The 19553-nt window shown below is 56.7% G+C and carries 11 protein-coding genes; 6 read left to right on the forward strand and 5 right to left on the reverse strand.

The window, feature by feature from the left end:
- Positions 1 to 175 precede the first annotated feature (175 nt).
- From ACEN8R_RS20515 to ACEN8R_RS20535, 5 genes are all read left to right on the forward strand, one after another.
- Positions 176 to 4606, forward strand: a complete 4431-nt coding sequence (locus tag ACEN8R_RS20515; RefSeq protein ID WP_495624300.1) for an NACHT domain-containing protein — start codon at positions 176 to 178, stop codon at positions 4604 to 4606.
- 1177 nt (positions 4607 to 5783) lie between these two features.
- The gene (locus ACEN8R_RS20520) at positions 5784 to 7184 is read left to right on the forward strand and encodes a YfjI family protein (protein ID WP_495624301.1); all 1401 of its coding nucleotides are present in this window, start codon (positions 5784 to 5786) and stop codon (positions 7182 to 7184) included.
- Positions 7168 to 7527, forward strand: a complete 360-nt coding sequence (locus ACEN8R_RS20525; protein WP_495624302.1) for a hypothetical protein — start codon at positions 7168 to 7170, stop codon at positions 7525 to 7527. The genes ACEN8R_RS20520 and ACEN8R_RS20525 overlap by 17 nt, the downstream gene beginning before the upstream one ends.
- Complete coding sequence (locus tag ACEN8R_RS20530) at positions 7505 to 8485, forward strand: integrase domain-containing protein (RefSeq protein WP_495625022.1); 981 nt, start codon at positions 7505 to 7507, stop codon at positions 8483 to 8485. The genes ACEN8R_RS20525 and ACEN8R_RS20530 overlap by 23 nt, the downstream gene beginning before the upstream one ends.
- On the forward strand, positions 8482 to 8775 hold the full coding sequence (locus ACEN8R_RS20535) for a hypothetical protein (protein ID WP_495624303.1): 294 nt from the start codon (positions 8482 to 8484) through the stop codon (positions 8773 to 8775). Before ACEN8R_RS20530 ends, ACEN8R_RS20535 begins: the two co-directional genes overlap by 4 nt.
- A 182-nt stretch (positions 8776 to 8957) precedes the next feature.
- On the opposite strand, the gene ACEN8R_RS20540 is transcribed toward ACEN8R_RS20535, so the two are convergent.
- From ACEN8R_RS20540 to ACEN8R_RS20560, 5 genes are all read right to left on the reverse strand, one after another.
- A complete protein-coding gene (locus tag ACEN8R_RS20540; protein ID WP_495624304.1) occupies positions 8958 to 11996 on the reverse strand; it encodes a type I restriction endonuclease subunit R in 3039 nt (1012 codons plus the stop codon).
- Positions 11993 to 13228, reverse strand: coding sequence for a restriction endonuclease subunit S (locus ACEN8R_RS20545; protein ID WP_495624305.1), 1236 nt, complete (start codon positions 13226 to 13228; stop codon positions 11993 to 11995). The genes ACEN8R_RS20540 and ACEN8R_RS20545 overlap by 4 nt, the downstream gene beginning before the upstream one ends.
- Entirely contained in the window at positions 13225 to 14226 is a 1002-nt protein-coding gene (locus tag ACEN8R_RS20550) for a virulence RhuM family protein (protein ID WP_495624306.1), read from the reverse strand. The genes ACEN8R_RS20545 and ACEN8R_RS20550 overlap by 4 nt, the downstream gene beginning before the upstream one ends.
- Positions 14223 to 15803 carry a type I restriction-modification system subunit M gene (locus ACEN8R_RS20555; protein WP_495624307.1) on the reverse strand — a complete coding sequence of 527 codons (1581 nt, stop codon included), beginning with the start codon at positions 15801 to 15803 and terminating at the stop codon, positions 14223 to 14225. The genes ACEN8R_RS20550 and ACEN8R_RS20555 overlap by 4 nt, the downstream gene beginning before the upstream one ends.
- Positions 15804 to 15876: 73 nt before the next feature.
- Entirely contained in the window at positions 15877 to 16761 is an 885-nt protein-coding gene (locus ACEN8R_RS20560) for a helix-turn-helix transcriptional regulator (protein WP_495624308.1), read from the reverse strand.
- A 264-nt stretch (positions 16762 to 17025) separates the two neighbouring features.
- On the opposite strand from ACEN8R_RS20560, the gene ACEN8R_RS20565 reads away from it, so the two are divergent.
- Positions 17026 to 19542, forward strand: coding sequence for an McrB family protein (locus ACEN8R_RS20565; protein WP_495624309.1), 2517 nt, complete (start codon positions 17026 to 17028; stop codon positions 19540 to 19542).
- Positions 19543 to 19553 lie beyond the last annotated feature (11 nt).

Raw genomic sequence — 19553 nt, forward strand, 5'->3', positions numbered from 1 at the left:
ATGACACATCAGGTGGCTACACATCGTGATTTTTCACGCTTGGACCAGTCCGATCGGATGCAGTTTTACCTTATGTTCAAGGGCTATGTTGGCTGGTTACATTGCACCGCTGCCAAGTATCATCAGGGGCTTACTTGCGCTTGTGTAACCCGCCGCGGCCAATGGAACTGAATACATGCTGCCCGATATTGATTTCGCTTCAATACGCCTCCACCGGAAGACCCAGGCGAATGCCTTCGAGGAGCTATGTTGTCAACTCGCTAGCGATGAGACATTTCTACCTGCTTGCGACAGTTTCAATCGAAAAGGCGCTGGGGCAGACGGCGGTGTAGAGTGCTTCGCGACCCTAGCCGACGGGTCTGAGATTGGGTGGCAGGTTAAGTATTACTGGGACATGCCAAACGCTCTCAAGTCGCTCGATGACTCACTAGACAGAGCACTTGCCAAGCACCCGAGTATGTCGCGGTTTATCGCGTGCATTCCTTTTGATCCGTCCGACTCTCGGAAAGTTGATGTAACCACCGCGCTGAGCCGGTGGGATACCTGGAAGAGTGATCGTATTGCCAAGGCTGCAGCAACAGGCCGAACGATCGAGATTGATCGTTGGGATGCCTATGAGCTCAAAAAGCGACTCACCGCATCGTCCCCTTCGTCTGCGGGCCGGATAGCATACTGGTTCGACCAAACCCTTCTAACCAACGAGTGGTTCCGCAATAGCTTCGAGCGGACTCGTGTTGAGCTAGGTAAACGCTATAGCCCCGAAAGCCACATCGACCTGCCCATTCGGCGGGTGATTGAGGCCACTGCATTGGATTCCCGGATCTTCGCAGAACTCGCTTTGTTCGGTGAGGCCATTGGACACAAACTGGCGCTGACCCGCCAGAACTGCTTGGCAGCGGTTACTTCTTGCAATGACGTCGTAAAGATATTGATTCAGGCCGCCCACGGACGTAATGAGCCGATCCCGACTGTCGAACTTCGAGCGGCTGTGGAGTCGGCTTGGCATGCTGTCACTTCCTGGTATAGCGATCAGAGGAATGCGGTCCCTCCAGACCAAAGCAATCCAGAAGCGGACGCCATTTCGAACCTCTTGTCAGTCATCCATAAAGTGGCGCGCGAACTGAAGGAGCCGTACTGGGACCATGTGGGCACTCGCGCTCTACTTGTAACTGGAGAGGCTGGTTCGGGCAAGTCACACCTATTGGCTGATGCCTGTGATCACGCAATCCGCGAAGGGCAGCCAGCTGTAATGGTCCTCGGCAGCAAGTTACCGGATGCTGAACCTTGGGAGGCGATCCTGAAGGATCTTGGCCTCCCAAGGGGGTTATTAGCTGACACTTTCCTAGGCGCGCTCAATTCGGCTGGTGAAGCCGCAGGGGTGCGCGCCTTGTTGGTGATTGATGCTCTCAACGAAAAAAACGGCCTGGCAATCTGGCCTGAGCGCTTGGCCGGGCTCATGCACGACGTCAGTCGTTTCGAGTGGGTTAGCTTAGTTCTATCTTGTCGCTCGACCTATGAGCATATGATCATCCCTGAGGTGCTGGACGAGAAACATCTTCCGCGAATCGAGCATGAGGGTTTCTCAGATCGCCACGCTCGTGAGTATCTGAAGAAACGCAAGATCAGTTTGGCTGAGGAGCCAAATTCTATTGAGGAATTTGGGATACCGTTGTTTCTGCGAATTTGCTGTGATGCGCTTCAACTCGAAGACCGAGCCATTCTGGCGAAAAGCCTTGGGGGTGTCACAGCCATATTCAAGCTGTATACCGGCGCCGTCGTAAGAAGCGTCAACAAGCAGATCGGCATGAACCCACAGCGTCGGCTTATCGAGAAAGCTATTAACGCCCTGGCGCAGGAGATGGCTGATACAGGGCGTGAAGAGATCGTCACCAGCCGAGCCTACGAGATCATCTCCAAGTTTTTTTCTTCAACGATCTCTGCCGGGCAAGATCCACTCTTCCAACTTCAAAACGAAGGCTTACTTACCGTGCGGTTATCGGGAGATGAGGATGGAGAGGAGGAATATCTCTTCACCTTTCAACGCATGAGTGACCATGCAATTGCCAACAGCCTTCTCAGTCGCAGTGTCCCCGACAGCGACGTAATGGAAGCCTTTACCACAGACACGCCGCTTCGACGGGCTATAGATTCGGATTCACCAATTTTGCCTGGTTTGCTCGAAGCGCTCGCCGTACAGCTCCCTGAAAAATTCGGGGTTGAGCTGAACGACATGCCAAATTTGGAGACGCTATGGGGGTTATCTCAAGCCTTCGAGATGAGCCTGTTGGCTCGAAGCGAAGATAGTTTTTCCGAGCGAACTTGGGCGCTGGTTGAGGAGATCGGCGGGGCTCCGTTGCGGTATGGCACCCTTATTGCGCTATCGACCGATCCCGGGAGAGATCACAACGCGGAGTTTTTAGATAAGGAACTTCGCGCTTTGCCTATGCCTCAGCGGGATGCTATCTGGTCGAGGTATTTGGCGACAGATGGCAACCAGCCCGAGCGCCTCATCGAATGGGTGCGTGACGCTGATCAGCATGCGATCCGTTCAGAACGGGCGAAATTAGTTGGCATTCAGCTTTGCTGGTTCATGACAGCCTCAAATCGGCTCGTGCGAGATACAGCTACTAAGGCTCTGGTGGTGCTTCTCAGCTCTCGGACTGAATTAGCTAGAGGTCTGTGGGCGCTGTTTAAAGATCTCGACGATGCCTATGTCACCGAGCGTCTAGTCTCCGCAATCTATGGTGCAGCCATGCAGGGGCAATGGGCTGATGATGAACTCTTTGCCGTGGTTAAAGACCTTCATGCTGACCTTTTTTCGAGTGTCGCCTTTCCTCCCAATGTCCTAATTCGCGATCACGCGCGTGGCCTCGTTCAATACGCCCAGAGCAGGAGCTCCTTACCCTCAAGCTTCGAGGCCCATTTGGCTGACCCTCCATATGGTGGCAGCTGGCCCATTGAGTATGTCACTGAAGAACAGATGGAATCCTATACGCGGACCTATCGAGGGAGCGGAAGACATCGGGATGAGATAGCGGCCTCTAGTGTGTTCGACGGTGACTTTGCACGTTATCAAATTGATTACGTGGCCGGTGACTGGAGCGCGGGAGCCAAGGGCTCAGGGTCTATTCCTACGTCACAAGATCTTGCTTGTCGCTGGCTGAAGAGCTTTCGTGCCACAGCATCGCCGGAGATGCTAGAGGCTTACCAGGTATTCGTAGTTGCGATGTCCAAGGCCGACGATGCTGATAGCTACATTGCCAAGCGCGAAATCGCTAAACAGGCAAAGGCGGCGTTCCGAGCAGCCATTGGCGAAGTTCCTTACGCCCAATGGAGTGCAGAAGCTTCAGCCTGGCATAGGGATGGCATGTACCAGCGGCTTGGCAATCGAATTGATGGACCCGCTCAGTTTAATCTCGCTTGGGCGCGCCGCTGGGTATGCAAACGCGCCCATGATCTCGGATGGTCAGAAGAGCTGCATGGGGATTTTGATGCATCTATTACGAACGATCGGAACACTCATGCGGTCGAGCGAATCGGCAAGAAATACCAATGGATAGCACTTTATGAGCTCTGCGCAAGGATGGCTGACAACCTCGAGGCTATGCCAGGTAACCGAGAGCCAGGTGACATCTCGCGCCTCCGTAACATTGATCCGTCCTTGCTGCTGTCACGGACCGAAGATGATGGTTGGCGGCGCTTTGAAGAGCCTTGCTACTGGACTCCGCCGGGGCTGGATCTGGGACCTGTTACGGTAGACCAGGCGTTAGATTGGCTTAGCGCTAATCAGGATGTGTTTGATGGGGAAGAAAACATCGAGGTATCTAACCCCGCCGATGGCAAACAGTGGCTGGTGCTCAACGGGTTTGAAACCTGGCGCGGAGGGAGTAAGGCTTTAGAGCGTGAGACTTGGCGTCGGATCGCCTCCTTTGTGGTCAGAAAGGACGATCTAAAAAAAGCCTTGGCATTGGTGGAGCGCGTTCATTTCCTGGGGAGCGACGACATTCCTTCGGCTCGTACTGGCGGATTCCATACATACTTGGGCGCGCATCCTTGGGCGTGGCGAGCTGATGACGACGAATACGAACCCGACGATGAGTGGGTCAGAGCTTGGCGGCCCTACGGTGTAATGAAGAGGGCAGTCAGTATTTGCCCAACTACTGCCAGGTACAGAGCAGAGTCCTCGGGCTACGACGCCTCGCTTGACCAGAACATTGAGCTTAACCTTCCTGCCGGATGGCTAATGGATAGCCTCAACTTGCGCTTAACCGATGGTGCGACGATCACATACGTTGATGCAGACGGAATAGTCCGCTTCATGGACCCCTCAGTCGCCATGCTAGGGCGGAGTGCTGCGCTGATAGACCGCGAAGCTTTCCTATCTTTCTTGGAGCACGAGAAATTGGTTGTAGTCTGGGCGATAGCTGGCGAGAAAAATGTCTATGGTGAGGGTCATGCAGGTGGGTTTGGCGGACGGTGGTCGTTCACCCGACTCTTTCATTCCAAAGGCTCCGAAATTGTGGCTTTAGAGCGCTATCAAACGTTCGACGCACCTGATGCTGAACAACTTTCCGAGCTTCGAGCTGCAGAAAGCATCTCCGATTAGCATGAAAAATAATGTCCCTTCTAGTCAGGTAAACCGGGCGTCTGGCGATCACTGTAAACAGGTATGCATTTGCGAACCGGGTTGGCGTTGATGCCGTTTCGCAAGGCAATGTTTGCAACCAGCACTCTTGAACGAGCAGGGCTGTAAGTGCTTGGGGGGTAGGTGCTTCGTTGGCATATGGCGATCCTGATGATAAGGGCCCGGAAAGGAGAACGCTCATTCGATCCATTCGCCACCAGTCTCATTGCTCCAGCAGGTAGCGTGGCGAAAAAAATGACGACTGTCGACATTGCCGGTCTTGCTCTTAGGGTTTTCCAGCCAAGCCCCTGCGCACGGGAAGGCTCCGCATTCCCATGCGCAGGGGCTCACATTAAAAAGACGACGAACGGCTAATCGGCCATCCAATACCACCCACGACCAAGGTCTTCCAGTACTGCTGGTTGGCGCAATCGCCTGCGCATATCTCGGTTGACCCAGCCATAAGCGGACGATAGAAAGAAGCTTCAAAGCGCTGCCGTTGGCAGCTCCCAGGTGACCCGAACCTTCAACGTCACGCCGTTCACGCGGTGGTTCAGCCCAAAGTGCGATTCGCGCCCGGAGGCTCGCACAGTTACTCGCCAGAGTGATGGACGCTTACTCGACATTCTCGCCCACTGCGGCAACCACTTAACTCTGCGGTCCTGCAGCAGCCAATCTGCTCGGCCAATGTTTTGCGCCAACCGTTCGCCCGTCTCTTTCTCCTAGAAAGAGACGGGCGCTCCTACCACTGCTGCAGCCCAAATCATACAAGGCTTTGCGGCATTCCCCCTCGTGACAATCGGCGTGACAAACACCGAATGCTCACTCGCCACAGCGATGCCGATGATGGTGCCGCAGCCCATGAAATGGACTGCACCTGACTGACAGTCAGGCATGCCCCGGTCATCGCTTCACTGCCTTCACCCGACTCAGGATCTCGCGGTGCCGGTTTCGTCAGCCAGTGCAGCCTCCACCCGCCCACCGCTATCGGTGTTCAGGAGGCCAGATCATGAGATGCCCACGCTCCCGGTCGTAAGGAGCCGTCAGTCCCGCGTAAGTGGACAACCCTCACAGGTCGCAGGGGCCTTGATCCCTGATAACACTCAACAACCGTGGCGGGATGAGTGAGGACGACGTCGATAGTCTCAGGAGAAATGCGATGCAACTGTGCGAAGCGTTCGAGCCACCACAACCATTGCTGGAATACCAGCAGGCGCCACTGCCCTACCCGGTCGAAGCACTCGGGGATCTGTTGGGCCCTGCGGTCGAACGACTGGCCGAGGTGATCGGCGTGCCCTGCGCCATGGCTGCACAATCGGTGCTGGCCAGCGCTGCTCTGGTGAGCCAGGGCCATGCCAATGTCCAACTCGACGGCCGAACCTATCCGCTGTCCCTCTACCTACTGACGGTGGCGTCTTCGGGTGATCGCAAAAGCGCGGTGGATCACCTGGCACTGAAGGCGGCGCGCGACTGGGAACGACAGCAGTGGACCCTGTATGCGGAAAAGCTCAAAGCCTATCGCGCCGCTACCAGCATCATGGCCAAACCCAAAACCTCAAAGAAACCCTCGGAGGCGGAAGGCAGCGAAGTATCCGAGCCGGTACCGCCGAGATTGATCATTGCCGAGCCCACCATTGAGGCCCTGGTCAAAAGCCTGTGCCATGGCTTGCCCAGCATGGGCTTGTTCAATGATGAAGGTGGCCAGTTCTTGGGCAGCAGCACCATGAGCAAAGAGAACCTGCTCAAGGCGATCACCACCTTGTCGACACTGTGGGATGGCAGCCCTATCGACCGGGCACGCTCCATGGCCGGGGAAAGCCTGCGAGCCTATGATCGCCGCCTCAGCCTGCACCTGATGCTGCAGCCCTACCTGGCCAACCAGCTGTTCAAAGACCCGGTGATCAATGGCCAAGGCATCCTGGGCCGTTGTCTGATCAGTTGGCCCGAGCGCCTGGCCGGCCAGCGGCTCTACAAGGCGATCGACCTGAGCCGGGATCCCAGGATCCAGCACTACCAGCAACGGATCACCGCCCTGCTGCAACAGCCCTGGTCACTTCACCAGGATGGCTCACTCAATCCCGCCACGCTGGAGCTGACTCCCCGTGCCCGGCGGGCCTGGATTGATATTCACGACACCATCGAATGTCAGTCTGGCGAGTTCGGCGAGCTGGCCGGTATCCAGCCTGTCGCGGGCAAGGCCGCGGCGAATGTGCTGCGCATCGCGGGCGTGCTGGCCATGGTTGAAGAGGCCCGTGCGTTGGACGACACACACATCCAGCGCGCCTCCACGCTGATGGATTACTACCTGGCCGAGATTCAGCGCCTGACCGAACAGGTGCCGGTCAATGGTCGATGCGAAGAGGCGGATCGGCTGCTGCGCTGGCTGATGCAGAAAGGCTGGACCTACTTCACCATCCGCGACGTCAATCGCAACGGCCCTCGTTTTGCCCGCAAGAGCGCTGACCATACCGCCTCTTTATTGGTCGTGCTGATCACTCATCGCTGGCTGAGCAGTAGCGACGGAAAAACTTTCGAGGTCCGCCATGTTCCGCCTCAATGACGCGGTGCGCCGCTACCAAGCGCAACACCAACCGCAACCTGAATCGCGGCGTGTCGCCGCTTCTGTCGCTACCCTGTCGCCACGCGCCAGGCCAGAAACGACGCGGGTTGTCGCCACTGTCGCCGCTGTCGCCACACCACCTCTGGACCCTGCCAACATCGCCCTGCTGATCGAGCAACTGCGTGAGGAAGGGGCGCTGCTGCAACACCGGGACAACGCCCTCCTGATCCGCCCGACACACTGGCAGCAGCTGGACAGGCTCAGCCCCCACTGGAAAGCCTTGCTGCTCTTTCTGCAAACAAACGAAAACGGTGATGATGATGGCCTTGGTCGGTCGGCGTGAGGGTCGCAACTTTGGCTATGGCCGCCAGCTGAGCTACGCCGGCCCACAAGCACTCAAGGATCTGTTTGCCGGCGGCCACTTCGCCACGGTCAAAGCGCATAGTGATCGCTGGCAAGCGTTCGTGCGTTGGTGTCGGTCAGAGGACGGCCCCGGTTACAACGATGCGCGCCAGATCGATCGACGGACGCTGCAAGACTACGCCGCTTACCTGCGCCAGCAGATCCAGCAAGGTGAACTCTGCATCGCTACCGCGCAGAACCGCCTGAGCAGCGTCAACCGTACCCTCGCTGCGCTGCGCGGTGATCAGGACGTGAGGATCGCCAGTCCGAGCCAGGCGTTAGGACTGCGGCGCTCGAGCGTACGCACCCGCGCGCCGGATGGCCAAGACCTCCAACAGGTGCGGCGAGTACTTCAGGCGCTTGGCGAACGGCAACACGAGCGGGTGGCCGCGATTATCCTGTTGGCCCGAACAACCGGTATGCGCCTGCGCGAAGCGATCCTGGCTGACCTGCCACGCTTGCACCGCGAAGCGGAACACTTAGGCCGCATCAACATCCAGGACGGCACCAAAGGCGGCCGTTCAGGGGCATCAGCGCCACGATGGGTCATGGCCAATGAAACGGTGAAGACGGCCCTGCGGTCGGCTCGTCATGCAGCGCCGACCGGCAGCCGCAACCTGCTGGCCCGAGACGAAAGCTACGCCCTATTCCTGCAACAGACCGTGCTACCCGCCCGCGAAACGCTGCATGAACAGGGGCTTAAAGGTTTTCATGAACTGCGAGCGGCCTACGCCTGCGAGCGTTACGAACAGCTCACGGGCCATGCCGCACCCGTCAATGGCGGCCACTGCTATCGGCTTGACCGTGACCTTGATCGACAGGCGCGGCAACAGATCAGCCTTGAGCTCGGGCATAGCCGGATCGATGTGGTTTCGGCTTATATCGGAGGTCGAGCGTGAGCAAACCCTTTGATATGGCGCTGTTCCTGAGCGGCGTACTGACCAGTTCGAAGGTCACGCAGCAACGCCACCTACGGCAAGCCCGAATCATGCAAGCGGCGATTCAACAGCGATGGCAACGCGACAATCCCTGGACCTGGCAGCTCAAGCATGTGCGCTGGTTTTTCACCCAGCACCTGAAAGACCATTCCGACGCCAGCCGGTATTACTATCGCCTCACCACCCTATTGATCTGGAAACGATTAGGGAATGACCGAGAGATGCTGATCCAACGCTCGAATAGTGGATAGGCAACCCTCCAGGCTCACTTACCGCCTTCATCTATCTCAGCGTGGATATTCGCTTGCGGATAAACCTGCTCGAAAAACACCGCAGTAATGGCAAAAAACGGCCCATATCGGCTAGTCGTGACAGGCAATAATCGGCAAGAAGCGGGCGGTTTACCCTATAAATAGATCCGTCCCATTTTCACTCAAGCCAGTCCGAAATAGCGCTCGAAAAACACTGCCAACTTGCCGAGCACTGATTGCTTCTTGGCCGCATGCCCGTTGTTCTGCGAGAACCGCGATACGGGCGGCAGGATCTTGGTGATGGCAGTGCCATTAGTAGGGATACCGCCGTCACGGAAAGCATTATCAATAAACTCACGCGCCGCCTCGGCGTTGAGGTTTTCTTCCGTGATGATGCGCTCCAGTTCCTCGGTCTTTTTGGCCGCCATGAAGCTCTGCCACTGAGCGTCCACCTTGGCCGTGGTATTGACCGACTCCACGAACTGAACGATGAGATCCTTCTTGTTGCGTAGGCTGAGGCTGGAATTGATGGCGCGCTCGATAGTGGCGCGGATTTCCTTGTCGTCCCCCGTGCCCTTTTTCTTCAGGTACTGCTCGACCAGCAGCAGGATGTAATCGACGTTGATTTCCACCTGCTTGATGAGCTCGATCTCGAAAACCACGTCATCGTTGATCGACTCCTTCTCCGCCTCTGACGTAGCGCGAAACTCGGCATACAGATTCAGGTAAAGGCTTTGGTAGTCTTGGAACTGCCGCTCGCTGAGAATTTCATGCCCGGCAAAATCGTCGAAGGCCGTCAGAATGTTTTTCAGCCGCAGGATCGAACCGAAGAGCTTAATAAATGCCTTCTGCGCCGCTTCGCCGACGAGGGCCTGTCCCAGCGGGTACTTGTCGAGCAGCTCATCGACTCGGGCTTCGTATTCAGCGTAATACTCGGCGTAGGGTTTCAGCAGCACGATGCCCTTGGCGTCCTTGTTGCCGAACAGGGCTAGCGCATCGTTGGTTTCCTGCTCCAGATTGCGGAAGGAAACGATGTTGCCGTAGGTCTTGACCGAGTTGAGGATGCGGTTGGTGCGCGAATACGCCTGAATCAAACCGTGCGCTTTGAGGTTCTTGTCCACCCACAGTGTGTTCAGCGTGGTGGCGTCAAAACCAGTCAGGAACATGTTGACCACGATGACCAGATCCAGCTCACGCTTCTTCAGGCGCAGCGAGAGATCCTTGTAGTAGTTCTGGAACTTGTCCGCCGAGGTGTCGAAGCTGGTGGAGAACAGCGCGTTGTAATCCTTGATCGCTCCGTCCAGAAAATCCCGCGAGCTTTGATCCAGCCCCTCTGCCTCGAACTCCTCCTCGCCGAGCAGACCGTCTTCGTCGTCCTCGTTGGCAGCAAAACTGTAGATCAGCCCAACCTTGAGGCGCTGGGCCTCAGGCAGACCCTGATGCTGCGAGGAAAATTCAGCGTAGTAACGCTTGGCCGCATCAATCGAGGCACAGGCAAACAGCGAGTTGAACCCTGCCATTCGATTGCCGTCATGGCGATAGGTGCTGGCGCGCTTGGTCTTCTGATCAAAATGCTCGCGGATATAGCCGACGATCTGGCTGATACGTTCCGGCGCCAGCAAGGCACGCTCGGTATCGATGGCCGAGACCTGCTTGTCCTTGATCCGTGCCTGCATCTTGAGGGTATTGATGTAGTCGATACGAAACGGCAGTACGTTCTTGTCGTTGATGGCGTCGACGATGGTGTAGGTGTGCAGCTTGTCGCCAAAGGCCTGCTCGGTGGTGCGGCGCAATGGATTGCCGCCGGTTCCCGAGTTCTTCGCAAAGATCGGTGTGCCGGTGAAGCCAAACAGGTGGTAGCGCTTGAACACGCGGGTGATTTCGCTATGCATGTCGCCGAACTGGCTGCGGTGACACTCGTCGAAAATCACCACCACATGCGCGTCATACACCGGGTGCTTCTTGTTCTTTGCGACGAAGCGCGAGAGCTTCTGAATGGTGGTGATGATAATGCGCGCGTTCGGGTCTTCCAATTGTTTCTGCAGCACCGAGGTGGAGGCGTTGGAGTTGGCTGCGCCTTTCTCAAAACGCTCGTATTCACGCATGGTCTGGTAGTCAAGATCCTTGCGATCCACTACGAACAGCACCTTATCGATGTCCGGCAAACCACGGGCAAGTTGCGCGGCCTTGAAGCTGGTCAGCGTCTTACCAGATCCCGTTGTGTGCCAGATGTAACCGCCCGCCGCCAGCTTACCCAACTGTCTGTGGTTGGTTGAGGTGGCAATGCGCTGCAGGATGCCCTCGGCGGCCACGATCTGATAAGGGCGCATCACCAGCAGCTTGCGATCCACATCGAACACGCAGTACTTGGTGAGTACGTTCAGAAGCGAATGCTTGGCAAAGAAGGTTTTGGTAAAGCCCGTCAGTTCGGTGATGGGATGGTTGCGCGCATCGGCCCACCAACTGGTGAAGGCAAAGCTGTTGGAGGTTTTGCTCTTGCTGCGCTTGCCGGACTGCTCCTTCAGGTGCCCGTCGCGCACGGTGTTGCTGTAGTACTTGGTCAGCGTGCCATTGCTGATCACGAACAGCTGGACATACTCGAACAGACCTGAGCCTGCCCAGAAGCTGTCGCGCTGGTAGCGATTGATCTGATTGAAGGCCTCGCGAATGTCCACGCCACGGCGCTTGAGCTCGACATGCACCATCGGCAGGCCGTTGACCAGCACCGTCACATCGAAGCGCGAGGCATGCTTGCCACCACTCTCGCCGGCCGGTGTCTCGTACTGGTTGATCACCTGCAAGACGTTGTTATGGATATTGGCCTTGTCGATCAGGTAGATGTTCTTGATGCTACCGTCGTCGCGCTTCAAGACCTGAATGTGATCTTCCTGAAGACGTGCGGTTTTTTCCAGAATGCCGTCATTGCTGCCCGCAATGCAGGTCGCAAAGAAGCGCTGCCACTCGGCATCGGAAAACACGGTCTTGTTGAGCTGCTCCAGTCGGGCACGCAGGTTGGCGACAAGCTCGGCCTCCGAACTGATCGTCAGGTACTCATAGGCCTGCCGCTGCAGTTGCTCAATAAAGGCATTTTCCAGCGCCGCCTCGCTCTGGTAGCCGGTCTCGCGCGCACCCAGTGCATCCGGCAGAAACTCGGCAACCACCGTGCTCTCGTTGGAGAGTGCAATGGCCTCGTAGCGATAGGGCTTGATGTCTTCGCTCATGCGGCTTCCTTGAAGGTGAGCAAACGGTCGCGGTAATGCGCGTACTGCCGACGGCGGGCAGCGATCTCGGCGGGCAGGCCGACGGAGATGTCATTTACCAGCGCATCGAATTTTTCGAGTATAGCGACGATACGGGCTTGCTCTTCGAGCGAAGGGACAGGAATGGTCAGCTTGGCCAGGCTTTCTGCGGACAAGCGCTTGACCTTGGCACGGGCAACGAATTTGTTCTTCTCCGCATGAAACGCCGTGGTCTGGAAGTAATAGGACACGAAGCGCGGGTTCAGCGAGTGGCGAAAGGCAAAGCAGTCGTCATGAATCGCCACCTCACCACAGCCAAGCCATGCCACTGCCTTGCCCACATCCTCAACCGTCTCGCCCACGCCAGCGATTATCAAATCGCCTGGACTTGCAAAGCGTAAGGTAGATGGCATATCGGTGCGCACATGGTAAACCGTCGTCTCGGCGACGGTGCCATACTGCGTATAAATGTCACCATAGTGAATGCACTCGATTCCGGCATCCACATAGTCTGCTTTAGTAAACCGCCGCCCCCGGAAGAACTCTCCGACCTCGCCCATCGCGGCCCAGCGAATATCTTGATCGCTGAAAGCGAGCAAGGCGTCGCGGTAGTACTTGTACTGCCAGCGACGCGCCTCAAGCTCCGCCTCAAGCTCCGCCTCAAGCTCCGCCTCAAGCTCCGTGAAAGCATCCAGCACTTTCACGATTTCGCGCTGAATTTCGAGGGGCGGCACTGGAATCCGGATCTTCGCAAGGCTCGTTGCCGAAACGTCGATAACTTTCGTGCCCGTCGCATGTCTTTTCTTCTCGGCGAAGAAACGCGGTGTTTGCAAGTAGTAAGAGAGGTACTTCGAGTCTTCGCGGTGCTTCAGCACCGTGGCGTGACCACCAGTGACAATTTGCTCGTCGCCTAGCCACGCCACAGCCTTGCAGACGTCCTCGATATTCTCACTAGTATTTGTAATGACCAGATCGCCCGGATCGACCTTGGCAAGACTCCTCGCTTTTTCTACAGAGACAAACGACGTTGTTTCCGTCGTCCAAATGCCGTAATAGGTGTAAATCTGGCCGTAATGGATACACCCAACCCCTGACTCTACGAAGTCAGACTTCGGCATTCCGTTGCCTCTCACCAGTTCGCCTAAGTCACCGATGGCTCTTAATTCCACCCCTTCCGGGCAAAGCTCAGCAATCAACTCCTCAATCCGGCTCATGGCTTTTTCTTCCCGGTAATTTTCTTCTGCACTGTCTTCACGGTTTCCAGATAAGCCGCTTCCACCTCGCTCGGCTGCTCGGCCAACTGGGCACGGAATTTGGTGTATTCGGATTCGGCGTGAGCAATTGCCTGCTGGTGACTGACCTTACCGGCACCCTGCAGGGCTTTGCCGCCCATGGCCAGGATCAGTTGTTCTAGGTGTGCAAGCCAATCCTTCATGTAGGTCGGCTCATGGTTCATGGCGCGGAACTCGGCGGCATCGAAATAGGCCGAGACCAGGGTGTTCAGGCGTTTGAGTTCGTCGGCGTTGAGGTAATTCTTGGCGTTGGTGACTTCGGCCTTAGTGGGTTGTTTGCCACCGAAGGACAGCAGGCCCATGAAGGGTTTACCGGCATCGGCACGTTGTTTGACCACTTCTGCAGCAGTCTGGCCGTGGGCCGCGTAATGCAGCTTGTTCTGCACGGCTTTGAAGAACACCACGCTGGCTTCGGCCTTAGGGTCGTAATCCACGCTGGTGGAGTACAGGTCGAGCACCTGGCGGTAGAGCACCTTCTCGCTGGAGCGAATGTCGCGGATGCGATCCAGCAGTTCTTTCCAGTAGCTGCCGCCCCCCAGATTCTTCAGGCGCGCGTCATCCATGGTGAAGCCCTTGACCAGGTATTCGCGCAGGCGCTCGGTAGCCCAGATGCGAAAGCGCGTGCCCTGCTGCGACTTGACCCGGTAGCCGACCGAGATGATGACGTCGAGGTTATAGAAGTTGGTCGGCTTGGTAGAAAATTCGGAAATACCGATTTTTCTCATCACCTGTTCCGGCACCAGTTCGCCTTCCTCGAAAACGTTCTTGATGTGCTCGCTGATGGTCGACTTCGCCTTGCCAAACAGCTCCGCCATCTGCTCCTGGGTCAGCCAGACCGTATCGCCGTCAAGACGCACATCGATGGCGGTCGCATCGCCACGCTGGTAAAGAACGATCTCCCCTGCTGGCTGCTCACTCATGCCTGCTCTCCTTCCAGGTCTGCGACTATGGCGTCGATCTGCGTCCGCAATTCGGTTTGCCTTGCCACGATGCGGCTGATGTCGGCATTGAGTGCCCGTATGTCCACCGCTTCACTGGTGTCGGCTTGTTCGACGTAGCTGGAAACGGCGATGTTGTAGCCATTGGCGGCAATCTCGTCGTTCTCGACCAAGCGCGCGAAGTGATCGAGGCTTTTTCGGCCAGAGAATGCGTCGAGGATTTTCTGCTGGTACTGGGGCAACAGCTTGTTCTTGTTGCCGCTACGCACGAACAGGTCGGAGGCGTCGATGAACAGTGTGGCGTTGTCGCGCTTCGACTTTTTTAACACGACGATGCAAGTAGCGATGGTGGTGCCGAAGAACAGATCCGGCGGCAACTGAATGACGGCATCGACGTAGTTATTGTCGATAAGGTACTTGCGAATTTTGGCTTCCGCACCGCCGCGATAGAGCACGCCGGGGAACTCAACAATCGCGGCAGTGCCGTTGACCGCCAGCCAGCTCAGGATGTGCAGGGTGAAGGCCAGGTCAGCCTTGCTCTTGGGTGCAAGCACACCGGCCGGGGCGAAGCGCGGGTCGTTGATCAGCAGCGGGTTGGCATCGCCCTCCCATTTGATCGAGTACGGCGGATTGGAGACGATGGCCTCGAAGGGTTCGTCGTCCCAGTGCGCCGGATCGGTCAGCGTGTCGCCGTGGGCGATGCTGAACTTCTCGTAGTTCACGTTGTGCAAGAACATATTGATCCGGCACAGGTTGTAGGTCGTGAGGTTGATCTCCTGACCGTAGAAGCCCTGACGCACCTTGTTGTGCCCCAGCACCTTGGAAAAGCTGAGCAATAGCGAGCCGGAGCCGCAGGCTGGGTCATAGACCTTGTTGACCTCGGTCTTGCCCACCACGGTGATACGGGCCAGAAGCTCGGAGACCTCCTGCGGCGTATAGAACTCACCACCGGACTTGCCGGCGGTGGAGGCATACATCTGCATCAGGTATTCATAGGCGTCGCCGAACAAGTCGATGCTGTTATCAGCAAAGCTGCCCGAGCTGTTGCCTAGCGGCAGATCGCCGATGGCATCGAGCAGCTTCACCAGCTTTTCGTTGCGCCTGGCCACGGTAGGGCCGAGCTTGCTGCTGTTGACGTCGAGATCGTCGAACAATCCCTTGAGATCATCCTCGCTACCGGCACCTAAAGCAGAAGCCTCAATGTCCTTGAATACCCGGGATAAGGTTTCGTTGAGATTAGGGTCATGGCGGGCACGGCGCCGCACATTGGCGAACAGATGCGAAGGCAGGATGTAGAAACCTTTTTCCTGAACCGTCTCATAACGACCCACAATAGCGGAGGCATCTGCCAAATCGCTGTAGTCAAAGTCCGCACTGCCCGCGCGGCGCTCCTGCTCGTTGAGGTAGTTGGTCAGATTTTCCGAGATGAATCGGTAGAACAACATGCCGAGCACATAAGTCTTGAAGTCCCAGCCATCAACACTGCCGCGCAGGTCGTTGGCGATGCGCCAGATGGTTTTGTGCAGTTCGGCGCGTTCAAGCTCTCTGGTGTTGCTCATGGTCAGGTAGTCACTCTAAATTTTCGTGTCGCCGGATGACTGAAAGCATCACGGCTTGTATGCAATCGTTCGGTCAGCCTGCTCGATAACCAGGCGCCAGCACCGCCGTTTCCACTCCGTAGAGCAGCAGCGGGTCTTTCAGCCAAAGGCGGTATTCCGGATCACGTAGGCGGTGGTCCGGTGAGCAGTCGATGCTCCATTTACGCAGTACGTAGCCAGCCGTGGCTCCACGCAGCCTCAAACGCAACGCACCATCGCTCATGCCGTAGTCCATGGCAGTGATGTCTGGGTGCGGTTGATCCGGGTGAGGCACCAGCTCGACCTCCAATATCCGACTCCACTGGACATCCTGTTCTGGGCGCTCGTGTTCGGCGACGGGGGATTCCATCAGCAGCTTTGGCCGCTTGATACGGGTGATTACGAAGTCCCGAAATGCCTCGCGCTTGCGATCATAGCCACGTACGTGCCAGCGCAACCCCGTATCGATCAGGGCAAACGGAACAATTTCTCTCTGGGTCTTGCCGCTGGCCAGGGAGTAGTACTCCACTCGCAGAGGGCGGCGGTGGTAAATGGCGCGAGTCACCACACCCAGCGTATCCAAATCTGGCTGGGTAAGCCGTCTGGACGTTACGCAGGAAATACCCGGCGCGCTGCTTGCCGGCTCGCCATCGCCAAACCCCTCTGCCAGCCAGGCCAGTACCCGGTCAGCAGAGAAGGTGAAGATCGGTCGAAACTCTTTGCTCGGCGTATAGATTTTGCTACTACGGTCATATGCCAGGTTGTTGCCTGCCAACTCGCGATAGGTGGCGAGATCACGCGTGGCTGCAGCCGTTTGAATGCCGAAACGCTCAATCAAGTCGTGCCGACCAATCTCCCCAACGAATCGCAGGCGTAACTCCAGATAGGCCAAGCGGTCGCGTTGGGCTTGCGTTAGCTGCGATAGAGCTTCAGTGGTCATGATTGGGCTAGTCGTGATGAAAGCGAGAACAGCATAAATTGCGATCACAACACCCGCAATTAAAAATCATGAAAGCATCATTTACAGATCATTTTGATTCGTAATAGCCTAGTGCAATCTTCGAGCACCACGCTGCTCGACCCACCACCCAGGGAGGGATCGCAACATGTGGCTATTTACCGATTTCGGCTTCTTTTCGGTCGTGCAGAAAGACGGCAGCGATGACCTGACCATTCGCGGCCGTACACGTAAGGCGAAAACACGATGAGTGGCTTCCCAAAAGAATACGCCCTATGGGATGAGTTTCTGTCGGCCTGGCCGGCCTCCCGACTGGCCACCATGACGCTGGACGAATACAGCCAGGCCGGATCGAAGGACAGCTTCACCTACTGGATCGAATCGCGGCTCGATGAGCTAGGCAGCATCTGGGGCGGCTCGTCGTTCAAGTTCGGCGTGTTCTCGCGCAAAGACAGCGAAGACAAAAGCTCCGACGCCAAACTCTCCTATTCGGAAACACACGGCTGGTACTCATCGCTAGGCACATCGGCCGAAGCTGCCTTTGAAAAAGTCCGCAGCTTCGTGGCGCAGGTAGCGGACTGGGCCACCAAAGGAGATCTGGACGCCATCGATTCCTTCGATCATCTAGGCGAGGCCTTCAAGTGGAAGATCGCATTTCACTACCAGAACCGGCAGGCGCCCGTGATCGTAGCCATTTTCAAGCGCGCGCCACTGGCAGTATTCGTTGGCGGCACCTCCAGCCAGAGCATGGCAACGCTGCAGAAAGCGACGCTCGCCAAGCGCCCCGAAGACCTTGGCATTCTGGAGTTCGGGCATCAGGTATGGGAGGCCTGGAGCCAGAAAAAACTGGCAATCTGGAAGCTATCTCACGGGCTAAACGACTTTTCCGCCGAAGAGCGCAAGCAGTACCTTCTGGACGAACTGGGCGTGATGCACAGTGATACTGCCAAAGGCCAGGGCAAGGAGTTCCAGAGAACACCCATCGGAAGCCTGTTCTACTTGTGCCACGGTAATGAAAGCCTTCCTCTAGTCGGCCAGTTCATCTCTGACCCGGTCCCCTGCGCCAAAGGTGAAGGCTGGCTTCAACGCAGCTACAGAGTATTGAAGCGGAGCATCAAGCTCGGTGGCTACCAAGGCGGTCAGAAAGGTTGGGCGCCCAACTACCGATCCACCTTCAAGCAGGTACCTGCTAACGACCTACCGGAGTTCGAGACCACTTTGCTCAAGCCGTTCTTCGGCACAGATTTAGCCAAATTGGCTGCATTGGCTGGTGCCCCCATCGAAGATGTCAACAGCCCCTCCGCAACTCAGTCATTGCCCCCAACCTCTCAGGTACAGCATGTGGCCAGCAAACCCGTCGCAATCTGCTCCAACCGTATCTACTACGGGCCGCCTGGCACTGGAAAAACCTACACACTGATGCAGTTGCTAAAGCGCGATTATCAGGAGCAGGTAACCTTGATCAGCGCGGAGGAATGGCGCAGCCAGATTATTGCTGAAAAGATTGCAGCCCTGACCTGGTGGGAGGGTGCAGCAGCAGCGCTATATGACCTAGGAGGTAAAGCCAAAGTACCCGAACTGGCTGGACATCCATTCATTCTGGCCATCGCAGATGCTAAAGGGCGCACCAGCGGCATAAAGCAAACTCTCTGGGGCACCCTTCAACACCACACAGTCCTTGAGTCGACAACGGTCAACACGAAGCTTCGCCTTGGATCAGCCGTTTTTGAAAAGTCAGTGAGTTCGGTGTGGCAGTTTGCGGGAGATTGGCAAGAGGCGTGTTCGGATCTATTTGCACTTGTCGATAAGTTTAAGCAAGGCCCGGAGGGGAGCGATTCCGTTCAGCGCTACAGCTTCGTTACCTTCCACCAGTCCTACGGCTACGAAGAGTTTGTTGAGGGCTTGCGGCCGGTTTTGGCCGACGAAGCCAAAGAAGACGATGCCGAAGCAAGTCAAGTGGCCTACAGAATCAAGGACGGTGCCTTCAAGGAGCTCTGCCGCCGCGCACGTAACACACCGGACAAGCGCTTCGCGATGGTCATTGATGAGATCAACCGAGGCAATATCAGCAAGATTTTCGGTGAACTGATCACGCTGATTGAAGCCGACAAGCGCGACCAGCTTGATGGCAATCCACCTCCAACTGAGGTAATCCTTGCATACTCAGGAAGGCCATTTTCCGTTCCCGCCAACGTTGACATCATCGGCACAATGAACACGGCTGATCGCTCGCTGGCATTGCTAGATACGGCTCTTCGCCGCCGGTTCGACTTTATACCGCTGCTACCCGACACCCGCGCGGAGAAAGAGCCTGACGCCCCCCACAGCGCCCCCTTGGCTGGACTTCTGGTTCCCACCGACGCCGGCGACATTGACGTGCGCCTGATGCTGGAGCGTATCAATGACCGCATCGAAGCGCTTTACGACCGAGACCACTGCATCGGCCACGCGTATTTCACTCCACTGATCGACGTAACCGACGAGGCTGCTCGCTTCAGTAAACTGGCCGAAATATTCAAGAGCCGCATCATCCCCTTGCTGGAGGAATACTTCTTCGAGGATTGGCGCAAGATTCGGCTAGTGCTCGGCGACAACCAGAAACCTGATGCGGCCCAATTCATTACAGAAAGCGATTCGCACGAGCAGGATCTAAGCACCCTTTTCGGCAACGATCACGGTCTTGATAGCTATGCCACCAAGCGTCGTTACCAAGCGCAACCCTCGGCATATAACGAGCCTGCCGCCTATCTCGGCATTTACTAAGCCTCAACCTG

The organism is Pseudomonas sp. Pseusp15 (assembly GCF_059492165.1).

What these genes read in the sequence shown, in the direction of transcription:
- ACEN8R_RS20515 (WP_495624300.1), top strand. Translation starts at nt 176, where the DNA reads ATGCTGCCCGATATTGATTTCGCTTCAATACGCCTCCACCGGAAGACC.
- ACEN8R_RS20520 (WP_495624301.1), top strand. Translation starts at nt 5,784, where the DNA reads ATGCAACTGTGCGAAGCGTTCGAGCCACCACAACCATTGCTGGAATAC.
- ACEN8R_RS20525 (WP_495624302.1), top strand. Translation starts at nt 7,168, where the DNA reads ATGTTCCGCCTCAATGACGCGGTGCGCCGCTACCAAGCGCAACACCAA.
- ACEN8R_RS20530 (WP_495625022.1), top strand. Translation starts at nt 7,505, where the DNA reads ATGGCCTTGGTCGGTCGGCGTGAGGGTCGCAACTTTGGCTATGGCCGC.
- ACEN8R_RS20540 (WP_495624304.1), bottom strand. Translation starts at nt 11,996, where the DNA reads ATGAGCGAAGACATCAAGCCCTATCGCTACGAGGCCATTGCACTCTCC.
- ACEN8R_RS20545 (WP_495624305.1), bottom strand. Translation starts at nt 13,228, where the DNA reads ATGAGCCGGATTGAGGAGTTGATTGCTGAGCTTTGCCCGGAAGGGGTG.
- ACEN8R_RS20550 (WP_495624306.1), bottom strand. Translation starts at nt 14,226, where the DNA reads ATGAGTGAGCAGCCAGCAGGGGAGATCGTTCTTTACCAGCGTGGCGAT.
- ACEN8R_RS20555 (WP_495624307.1), bottom strand. Translation starts at nt 15,803, where the DNA reads ATGAGCAACACCAGAGAGCTTGAACGCGCCGAACTGCACAAAACCATC.
- ACEN8R_RS20560 (WP_495624308.1), bottom strand. Translation starts at nt 16,761, where the DNA reads ATGACCACTGAAGCTCTATCGCAGCTAACGCAAGCCCAACGCGACCGC.
- ACEN8R_RS20565 (WP_495624309.1), top strand. Translation starts at nt 17,026, where the DNA reads ATGAGTGGCTTCCCAAAAGAATACGCCCTATGGGATGAGTTTCTGTCG.